The sequence below is a fragment of the Streptomyces sp. NPDC001220 genome, from assembly GCF_053597895.1.
The window spans coordinates 338,386-348,263 of sequence record NZ_JBSFJE010000001.1 but is presented as its reverse complement, the minus strand read 5'-3'; the positions used below and the strand labels follow the sequence as shown (position 1 = coordinate 348,263).

Sequence of the window (9,878 nt, the reverse complement as noted above, 5' to 3'; positions counted from 1 at the left end):
CCGCGCCATTGGCCTGCCCCGGCCCATACGGCGACTGCGGGGCGGGGGGTGTGGTGTCGCCGTCGGCCGGTGGCCGGGCGCCGGGAAGCGCGGCCCGGCCGTTCTGCTGGGCCTCCTGGACCCGGGCCGCGGCCCTGGCCCCCGCCCGGTACGCGGCGATCGCCCCGGCCCGCGCGGCCCGGATGTCCCCACCGGTCTCCAACGCCCGCCGCTCCACCGCACCCGAACCGGTACCGCCCGAGCCCTCCTCGGGCCCGGCCCCCGGCAAACCGCCGGCGGCCCGGGCCTGGATGGCGGCGCGCCGGGCGGCCTCGGGATCCACTTCCGCCACACCGGGCGCCGTCCGCGCGCCGGTCGTACCACCCGACGCACCACCGATGCTTCCGATGCCCCCGGCAGCGAGGGCCCCCGAGCCTCCGGGACCGGCCGGACCGCCGGATGTGGCGGAACCTTCCGCCTGCCCGGCACGCCGACGGCCGTCGGCCTCCGCGCCGCCCTCTCCCTCCGGGGCGGGCACCGGGTCGTACCCGCAGAGCGCCTCTTCCGCCGCCCCGACCGCGAGGCCGGTCAGCAACACGCGGCCGTCGTCGCAGACGAGGACCGTGCGGGCGGTGATGTTGCGGTGCACCCAGCCGTGCGCGTGCAGCACCCGGAGCGCCATCAGCACGTCGGAGGCGACCTCGGCCGCCCGGTACGGCGTCAGCGGCCGCTCGGCGAGCAGGGTCGCCAGCGACCGCGCGGCCACGAACTCGCTGACGATCCAGAGCGAACCGCCCTCGGCGAACACGTCGAAGACCTGGTCGAGCCGGGGATGGTCGGGGATCCGGGCGGCGGCCTGCGCGGCCTCCACGGCGCGGCGCACCGCGGGGTCGCTCGGCCGGCGTGTCGCGGTGCGGGCGGCCGGTGGCCGACGCGCGCCGCGGTCACGGGCCGTGAAACCGTCGGGCAGCCCCTCCGCGTCGAGCACCTCCGCCTCGACGACCTCCGGCAACGGCACCTGCCGGACGTACACTTCCTGCCCGCTGTAGGTGTCGAAGGCCCGGGTCTCGGTGTGTTCGTACTCGTCGGAGGGGGGCAGGGGCAGGCGGTAGCGGTCGGCGAGCACCCGACCCGCGTAGTCGTCCACGTTGCCTCCCCCGGCCGCCCGGTGGTCAAATCCGCTCGTTTCGCGGCCCGTTCCGCATACCTACCTGGATGCGTACGGTCCGCAACCACTCACGATACGTGCCGGAGGCAATTCGTATTGAGGGGATGCGAATTTGTCACTTCGGCTCGAAGCTCGCCGTCAGCGTCTTCCAGGTGTCCTCGCGCAGCTCACTGCTCCAGTCGGCGGCCTTCGCGGTGTACATCAGCGCGAACCCCTGGTTCGAGCTGACGACGAACCCGCGGTCGACGGTCCGGTACTCGGTACCGCCGTCCACGTAGGTGAACTCCCAGTCAGCCGTGTTCCAGCCGCGGTAGCTCACCGCCGCTATTCGGATCTTCCGGTACTGGGAGCGCACCATGTAACGCTCCTGGTTCTTCCAGTCCGCCACCGGGTCGTCCTTGGGCGTGCTCGTCTGGCCGATCAGCAGCTTCTGTCCGTCGGGCCCGGTGAACCGGTCCCCGGCGGAGCTGCCGGTCTGGAACTTCCAGCCCTTGGGCAGCCCGATCGAGTACCCCTGGCCGTTGTACGTCTGGACCGCCGAGGCGCTGTCACCGTCACTGCCACTGGAGTTCGACGCCGAGGAACCGTCGTCGTCCGATGCGTCGGTGTCCCCGGAGTTCCCCGAGGTCGCGGCTGCCCCGGAGTCGCCGTCCGCCTGCTTGCCGCCGCTCGTGTCCTCCTTGGTGGAGGACCCGCCACCGGATCCCGAACCGGAACTCGCGCTCGCTTTCGCGCTCGCCCCCGAGGTGGCCACCGCCTTGGAACCGCCGCTCTTGCCACTCCCCTTGTCGTCCCCGCCGCCGCCCAGCGTGAGGGCGAGCACCGTACCGAGCACCGCGAGCACCACCACCACGGCGATGATCACCAGGGTCCGCTTCGGCACCACGTCCGTGAGCGGGGCCCGGGGCACGGTCCGGGGCGCCAGGTCCAGATCCGGCGGCGGCACCACGGGCCACCCGGAACTCGCCTTGCCGGCGGCGGACTTGGCCCCCGTCGAGCCGCTGCCCGCACCGGCCCCGCCGGCGGCGGCACCGGCGAGGGGACCGGCGGCGGGACGTGCGGCCTCCGTCGAACCGGAAACCGAGCCCGAGCCGGTCGCGACCGGGCCGGCCTTGGCGGCGCCCGCCTCGGCGGCGGCGCTCTTCGACCGGGTCGCGGACGCGGCGCTCGCCGCTCCCGCGGCCTTCCGCACGGACCGCAGCGCCCCGCGCAGCTTCTCCCCGGCCTCCTCGCCCCGCCTGGGCGTGGTGCCCTTCTCCTCCTGCGGCGCGTCCGGCTGCGGGGGCAGCGGCACGACCCGCGTGGCATCGACGGGCAGTTCCTCGGGCGCGCTGATCACCGCGTTGAGCATCGCCCGCGCGCCGGCGTCGTCCAGCCGCTGGGCCGGGTCCTTGGTGAGCAGACCGTAGATGACGTCCCTGAGCGGCCCCGCGTTCTTGGGCTCCTCCAGCTGTTCGGTCATCACCGCGGTCAGCGTGGCGATCGCCGACCCCTTGTCGTACGGCGGGGCGCCCTCGACCGCCGCGTACAGCAGGCCGCCGAGCGACCACAGGTCGGCCGCCGGGCCGGGCTTGTGACCGCGGGCCCGCTCCGGGGAGATGTAGGAGGGGGCGCCGACGAGCATGCCGGTGGAGGTGATCGACGGGTCGCCCTCGACCTGGGCGATACCGAAGTCGGTGAGCACGACTCGGCCGTCGCCCTCGGCGATCAGCACGTTGGACGGCTTCACGTCCCGGTGCAGGATGCCCTCGCGGTGCGCCGACCGCAGCACGTCCAGGATCGCGAGCCCGACCTCGGCCGCGCGCCGGGGCTTGAGCAGGCCGTCCTCCCGGATGACCTCGGCCAGCGACTTGCCCTCGACCAGCTCCATCACGATCCAGGGCCGGTCGTCCTCCTCGACCACGTCGAAGACCGTCACCGCGCTGTTGTTGCGGATCCGGGCGATCGCCTTGGCCTCGCGCAGGGTGCGCGTGATCAGGCGCCGCTTCTCCTCCTCGTCGATGTTCGACGGGAACCGCAGCTCCTTGACGGCCACCGTCCGACCGAGGGTCTCGTCCTCGGCGCGCCACACCGTGCCCATGCCGCCGCGGCCAAGCACTCGCCCCAGCCGGTACCGCCCGGCGAGAAGACGCTCACTGTTGTCCTGACGAGTCTCCCGACGAGAAGTACCCGCCCGCTCCGCCTCCGACATGCGTCCCCTCATGCAACCCGCCCTGACAGAGCCTTCATTGTCCCTCACCCGACAAGTGCCCGACGCCCAGGGTGCCCCTGACCGCGCATCGGGGCGGCCGATCGGAACCCCCGGTGACGAGGGCGTCACGCAAGCCGGGATGATGGGCCGCGACAAGGGAGGAATCCGGATGCCCACGCTTCGGACACTGGTGTCCATACCGGTCTCTCTTGCCCTGCTGCTGGCACCCGCGGCGGCCGGTTCGGCGACCTCGGCGGAGGCCACCGACCCGCTCCTGTCACAGTTCGTCACCAAAGGCCGGGCACCCGCCGCGGCACTCCTGGACCGCGACGGCGACGACGTCCGCTACGCGTCCGCGGGCCCGGGGATCGCCCGTACCGACCACTTCCGCGCCGGCAGCATCACCAAGACCTTCATCGCCACCGTCGTCCTGCAACTGGCCGCGGAGCACCGGCTGTCCCTGTCCGATCCCGTGGAGCGTCATCTGCCGGGGGTGCTGCGCGGACGGGACACCGACGGGCGGCGGATCACCCTGCGCGCCCTGCTCAGCCACACCAGCGGGCTCGCCGACTTCACCGAGGTCACCCGAGGGGCCGTCCCCCTGACCTCGCTTCAGGCCGTACGCGTCTCGCTCGCCCTCCCCTCGACCGGCCTCGGCCGTTACTCGTACTCCAGCACCGACTACGTCGTCCTCGGCATGGTCATCCGCCGGGTCACCGGTCACTCGTACGCCACCGAGGCACGGCGCCGCATCATCACTCCCCTCCGCCTGACGGGCACGTCCTTCCCGGGTGCCAGAGCCTCGCTGCCCGCGCCGCACGGCCGTGCCTACGCCGCCGACGGATCCGACATCACCGAAGTCGACCCGCGCGTGGCCGGCGCCGCGGGTGAGCTGGTGACCACGCTCGACGACCTGGACCGCTTCTACGCGGCGCTGCTGGGCGGCGAACTGCTGCCCCCGCACTGGCTGCGCGAGATGCTCAGCACCCGTGCCGCACATGGGGCGTACGGCCTGGGGATCTTTCCGGTGAAGCTGTCGTGCGGGATCACGGTGTGGGGGCACAACGGCCGGATCGCCGGCAGCTATGTGCGCAGTGCCGCCCCGGTCGGCGGCCGGCATGTCCTCACGTTCCGCGCGAACACGACGGCGGTCGCGGACCCGGCCCTCGAACCCGCCCTGCTCACGGCCGAGTTCTGCCCCCGCAGTAGGTAGAACGGCCGGGGGCCGGGGGAAGATCCCGACCCCGGGTCCCTCGATCGGGTGCGGTCGGACGGTCGGTCAGGGGCAGGTCTTTTCGTCGCGCCGCAGCGCTGCTCGGCTCCGACAGCGGCGTCCGGCGGTGCCGAACGTGCAGTGGCCCACCCGACGGCCGGCCCGCCGCACGGCAGGCCCGCCGGACCGCGGAGGGAGGCCTACCGCGGCACGATGTCCGGGGCTCCCAGGCGGGCCGCGTCCGCCGTCAGGTCGTCCGGCTGGAGTTGGGACTCCCGTTCCGCCTCCACCCGCTTCTCGTAGTGCTCGACCTCCCGCTCGATCTGGTCCTTGTCCCAGCCGAGGACCGGCGCCATCAGTTCGGCGGCCTCGCGGGCGCTGCGCGTGCCCCGGTCGAAGGTCTCGATGGAGATGCGGGTGCGGCGGGTGAGGACGTCGTCGAGATGGCGGGCGCCCTCGTGGGAGGCGGCGTAGACGACCTCGGCGCGCAGATAGTCGTCGGCGGCCGAGAGCGGCTCGCCCAGGGCGGGGTCGGCGGCGATGAGGTCGAGGAGCTCCTCCGCCAACGAGCCGTACCGGTTGAGGAGGTGCTCGACCCTCACGACGTGGATGCCGGTGCGGGCGGCGATCCGGGCCCGTGCGTTCCACATCGCCCGGTAGCCCTCCGCGCCGATCAGCGGGATGTCCTCGGTGACGCACTCCGCGACCCGCATGTCGAGCCCGTGCACCGCCTCGTCGACGGCGTCCTTGGCCATCACCCGGTACGTCGTGTACTTGCCGCCCGCGACGACCACGAGCCCCGGCACCGGATGCGCGACCGTGTGCTCGCGCGACAGCTTGCTGGTGGCGTCGGACTCGCCGGCCAGCAGCGGGCGCAGCCCCGCGTACACCCCTTGGACGTCGTCGCGCGAGAGCGGCACCGCGAGCACCGAGTTGACGTGGTTCAGCAGGTAGTCGATGTCGGCACTGGAGGCGGCCGGGTGGGCCTTGTCGAGGTCCCAGTCGGTGTCGGTCGTCCCGACGATCCAGTGCCGGCCCCAGGGGATGACGAACAGGACCGACTTCTCGGTGCGCAGGATCAGGCCGGTCGTGGAGTGGATGCGGTCCTTGGGGACGACCAGGTGGATGCCCTTGGAGGCACGGACGTGGAACTGGCCGCGCTCGCCGACCATCGCCTGGGTGTCGTCGGTCCACACACCGGTCGCGTTGACGACCTGCTGGGCGTGGATCTCGTACACCCCGCCACCCTCGACATCCTGCACCCGGGCCCCGACGACCCGCTCGCCCTCGCGCAGAAACCCGGTCACGCGCGCGCGGTTGGCCGCCTTCGCGCCGTAGGAGACCGCCGTGCGCACCAGGGTGGCCACATAGCGGGCGTCGTCCATCTGGGCGTCGTAGTACTGGATCGCGCCGACCAGGGCGTCCTTGCGCAGAGCGGGCGCCACACGCAGGGCGTGACGGCGGCTCAGGTGACGGTGGGCGGGCAGGCCCCGGCCGTGCCCGCGGGCCATCGACATCGCGTCGTAGAGCGCGACGCCCGAGCCCGCGTACAGCCGCTCCCAGCCCTGGTGCTGGAGCGGGTAGAGGAACGGCACCGGCTTGACCAGGTGCGGGGCGAGCCGCTCCAGGAGCAGGCCGCGCTCCTTGAGGGCTTCGCGGACCAGGGCGAAGTCGAGCATCTCCAGATAGCGCAGGCCGCCGTGGATCAGCTTGCTGGACCTGCTGGAGGTCCCGGACGCCCAGTCACGGGCCTCGACGATGCCGGTGTTCAGGCCCCGGGTGGCCGCGTCCAGCGCGGTTCCCGTGCCGACCACTCCGCCGCCCACGACCAGCACGTCCAGCTCGCGCTCGGCCATGGCCGCCAAGGACTCCGCCCGCTGCTTGGGCCCCAGTGTCGCTGTCCTCACCGCTGCCTCCCGCTCTGCCGCCATGCGTCATGGCTCGTCGTCGGTCGTCGGTCGCATCGGCCACACCCGGCGGGCGCGGCCCATGCCCAAAGTCTGACCGCGTTGGCCGACTTCAGCCACCACGCGCCCCCAGCCTGTGGACAACGCTCACCGAACCCCCGGAAGACACACGTACACAATCCCACATAACGTTCATATTTACTCCTAGTCTGACATTGCGCTTCGCTCATCCTGTCCACAGGGCTTGCGCACCTGTCCCGCTTCGGTTACTGGGAAGGACGGCCCACGCCATGCCCGCAGACCTCGCCGTCATGGGACTCGGTCCCTTCGGCCTGCCCCTCGCCCAGGCCGCCGTGGCCGCCGGCATCCCGACGATCGGGTACGCCACCGGTCCCGAGGCGGGCTCGCTCAGCCCCGCCGAGCTGCGCCGGATGCTCTCGAGGGGCTTCCGGGTGGCCAAGGACCCGGCCGAACTGGGGCGGGTGCGGACGGCCGTGATCTGCGCGCCGACCCCGCGCGGCGCCGACGGCGGGCTCGACCTGAGCCGGGTGGAGGCCGCGGCCCGCACCCTGGCCGAGCGGCTGCGCCCGCACACCACGGTGATCCTGGAGTCGCCGGTCCACCCGGGGACGACGGAGGACTTCCTGCGGCCCCTGCTGGAGAAGGGCTCGGGCCTGCGCGCGGGGCGGGACTTCCATCTCGCCTACTCGCCCAGCCGGGTGGATCCCGGCAGCCGCGACTTCACCCCGGCCGTCACCCCCAAGGTCATCGGCGGCCTCACCCCGGCGTGCACGGAGTCGGCGGCCGCGTTCTACGGCCGGCTCACCGACAAGGTGGTACGCGCGCGTGGTCCGCGCGAAGCCGAGACCGTGCAGCTCCTGGAGACCAACTTCCGGCACGTCAACATCGCCCTCGTCAACGAGATGGCCGTCCTCTGCCATGACCTGGGCGTCGACCTGTGGGACGTCATCCGCTGCGCGGAGACCAAGCCGTTCGGCTTCCAGGCCTTCCGCCCCGGCCCCGGCATCGGCGGCCACGGGGTCGCCCAGGACCTGTCCGGCGCCGCCGGCCGCGGCCTGCGCATGGTGGAACTGGCCCAGCAGGTCAACAACCGGATGCCGGGATACGTCGTCCAGCGCGCCGCCGCCCTGCTCAACGAGCACGGCAAGTCGGCCCGCGGCGCGCGCGTGCTGCTGCTCGGCGTCACCTACAAGGCCGACCTCGCCGACCAGCAGGCCACGCCCGCCCGCGAGATCGCGATCCGGCTGATGGAACTGGGGGCCTCGGTGAGCTACCACGACCCGCACATCGCGTCCTGGAACGTCCTGGACCGCCCGGTGCCCCGCGCGGACTCCCTCTACGAGGCGGCCGCCGACGCCGATCTGACGATCCTCGTCCAGCAGCACCGGACGTACGACCTGCAGGGCCTGTCGGTGAAGGCGCAGCTGCTGCTCGACACCCGGGGGGCGACACCGACGGGGGCGGCGCACCGGCTCTGAGCCCTGCTCCGCGGCCGCGGAGAAATCGCCAGGAGCGTTGTCACAGGCTCCTGTTAGTCTCCCCTCGCTCGTCGCACAGGTGTGCGCACGTCTTTTCACCTCGCTGTTCGCGCGGTGATCCACCAGGGGGGATTTCCTGTCATGAGCCAGTCAGCTCCACCACCGCCGCCGCCCCAGTCGGCGCTGCAGCCCCAGTCGGCGCCGGAGCTTCCGCCGCAGCCGGCCGACGGCAACCCGTTCGCCCGGCAGCAGCCGCCCGCGCCGTACGCCGCCCAGCCCGGCGCCGTACCCCCGCCTGCGGCGCCGCCCGCGCCGCCCCGGGGCAATGTCGCCCTCGGCGTGATCGGTGCCGTCGTCGCGGCCGTGGCCGCCGCCGCTCTCTACGGCATGGTCATCGGCCTCACCAAGCACGAGATCGGCTGGGCGGCCGTCGGCGTCGGCTTCGTCATAGGCCTCGCGGCCGGCAGGCTCGGCGGCCGCAACCCGCTGCTCGCCGTGGTCAGCACCCTCCTCGCACTCGGCTCCGTCTACCTCGGCCAGCTGGTCGGCGAGGCGATGATCGGCGCCGACCAGCTCGACATGAGCTTCTCCGAAGTGTTCTTCCAGCACTTCGGCGCCGTCCAGGACGCCTGGAAGGAAGAGGCCGACCCGCTGACCTTCCTCTTCTTCGCGATCGCCGGGTGGGCGGCGTTCTCGGGCACCAGGAAGGCCGCCGCCTGACGGGTTCGCGGCATGCGAAAGGGCCGGTCACCCCAACCGGGTGTCCGGCCCTTCGCCCGTCCTGCGGGTCCTACCGCTTGTGCTGGCTGTCCGCCACCGTCACCTCGACGCGCTGGAACTCCTTCAGCTCGCTGTAGCCGGTGGTGGCCATCGCCCGCCGCAGCGCGCCGAAGAGGTTCATCGAGCCGTCCGGGGTGTGGGACGGGCCGGTGAGGATCTCCTCGATGGTGCCGACCGTGCCGAGGTCGACCTTCTTGCCGCGCGGCAGTTCCTCGTTGACCGCCTCCATGCCCCAGTGGTGGCCCTTGCCGGGCGCGTCCGTCCCACGGGCGAGCGGGGAGCCCATCATCACCGCGTCCGCACCGCAGGCGATCGCCTTGGGGATGTCGCCGGACCAGCCGACACCGCCGTCGGCGATCACGTGGACGTACCGGCCGCCGGACTCGTCCATGTAGTCACGGCGGGCCGCCGCCACGTCCGCGACCGCGGTGGCCATCGGGACCTGGATGCCGAGCACGTTGCGCGTGGTGTGGGCGGCGCCGCCGCCGAAGCCGACGAGGACGCCCGCGGCGCCCGTACGCATCAGGTGCAGGGCCGCCGTGTAGGTGGCACAGCCGCCGACGATCACCGGGACGTCGAGCTCGTAGATGAACTGCTTCAGGTTGAGCGGCTCGTGCGAGGACGAGACGTGCTCCGCCGAGACCGTCGTACCGCGGATGACGAAGATGTCCACGCCCGCGTCCACGACCGCCTTGGAGAACTGGGCGGTGCGCTGCGGGGAGAGCGCGGCCGCCGTGACCACGCCGGAGTCGCGCACCTCCTTGATGCGCGCGCCGATCAGCTCCTCCTTGATGGGGGCCGCGTAGATCTCCTGGAGCCGGCGGGTGGCCTGCTCGGCGGGCAGCCCGGTGATCTCGTCGAGCAGCGGCTGCGGGTCCTCGTGCCGGGTCCAGAGGCCTTCGAGGTTGAGCACGCCGAGGCCGCCGAGCTCACCGATGCGGATGGCGGTGGCCGGGGAGACGACCGAGTCCATGGGGGCGGCCAGGAACGGCAGCTCGAAGCGGTAGGCGTCGATCTGCCAGGTGATCGAGACCTCCTTCGGGTCCCGCGTACGGCGGCTGGGGACGACGGCGATGTCGTCGAAGGCGTACGCCCGGCGGCCGCGCTTGCCGCGCCCGATCTCGATCTCAGTCACGTCTGT

General features: G+C 72.7%; 7 protein-coding genes. 3 read left to right on the top strand and 4 right to left on the bottom strand.

The features are described 5' to 3' along the window. Both ACWDGI_RS01705 and ACWDGI_RS01700 read right to left on the bottom strand, forming a co-directional pair. Positions 1 to 1,126, bottom strand: a 1,126-nt coding sequence (locus ACWDGI_RS01705) for a protein kinase (protein ID WP_450754276.1), incomplete at its 3' end; no start/stop codon positions are given. Between the two features lie 136 nt (positions 1,127 to 1,262). Further along, complete coding sequence (locus ACWDGI_RS01700) at positions 1,263 to 3,338, bottom strand: serine/threonine-protein kinase (protein ID WP_450755254.1); 2,076 nt, start codon at positions 3,336 to 3,338, stop codon at positions 1,263 to 1,265. 169 nt (positions 3,339 to 3,507) lie between these two features. Between ACWDGI_RS01700 and ACWDGI_RS01695 the strand changes: the two genes are divergently transcribed. Then, positions 3,508 to 4,551, top strand: coding sequence for a serine hydrolase domain-containing protein (locus ACWDGI_RS01695; protein ID WP_450754274.1), 1,044 nt, complete (start codon positions 3,508 to 3,510; stop codon positions 4,549 to 4,551). A 200-nt stretch (positions 4,552 to 4,751) separates the two neighbouring features. Here ACWDGI_RS01695 and ACWDGI_RS01690 read toward each other — a convergent pair whose 3' ends face one another. Next, positions 4,752 to 6,458 carry a glycerol-3-phosphate dehydrogenase/oxidase gene (locus ACWDGI_RS01690; protein WP_450754272.1) on the bottom strand — a complete coding sequence of 569 codons (1,707 nt, stop codon included), beginning with the start codon at positions 6,456 to 6,458 and terminating at the stop codon, positions 4,752 to 4,754. A gap of 290 nt (positions 6,459 to 6,748) precedes the next feature. Between ACWDGI_RS01690 and ACWDGI_RS01685 the strand changes: the two genes are divergently transcribed. Together ACWDGI_RS01685 and ACWDGI_RS01680 are read left to right on the top strand one after the other, a co-directional pair. Beyond that, complete coding sequence (locus tag ACWDGI_RS01685; RefSeq protein ID WP_450754270.1) at positions 6,749 to 7,957, top strand: nucleotide sugar dehydrogenase; 1,209 nt, start codon at positions 6,749 to 6,751, stop codon at positions 7,955 to 7,957. Between the two features lie 141 nt (positions 7,958 to 8,098). Next, positions 8,099 to 8,677 carry a hypothetical protein gene (locus tag ACWDGI_RS01680; protein WP_450754268.1) on the top strand — a complete coding sequence of 193 codons (579 nt, stop codon included), beginning with the start codon at positions 8,099 to 8,101 and terminating at the stop codon, positions 8,675 to 8,677. A 70-nt stretch (positions 8,678 to 8,747) separates the two neighbouring features. On the opposite strand, the gene ACWDGI_RS01675 is transcribed toward ACWDGI_RS01680, so the two are convergent. After that, entirely contained in the window at positions 8,748 to 9,872 is a 1,125-nt protein-coding gene (locus ACWDGI_RS01675) for a GuaB3 family IMP dehydrogenase-related protein (RefSeq protein WP_360487563.1), read from the bottom strand. Between the last annotated feature and the right edge of the window lie 6 nt (positions 9,873 to 9,878).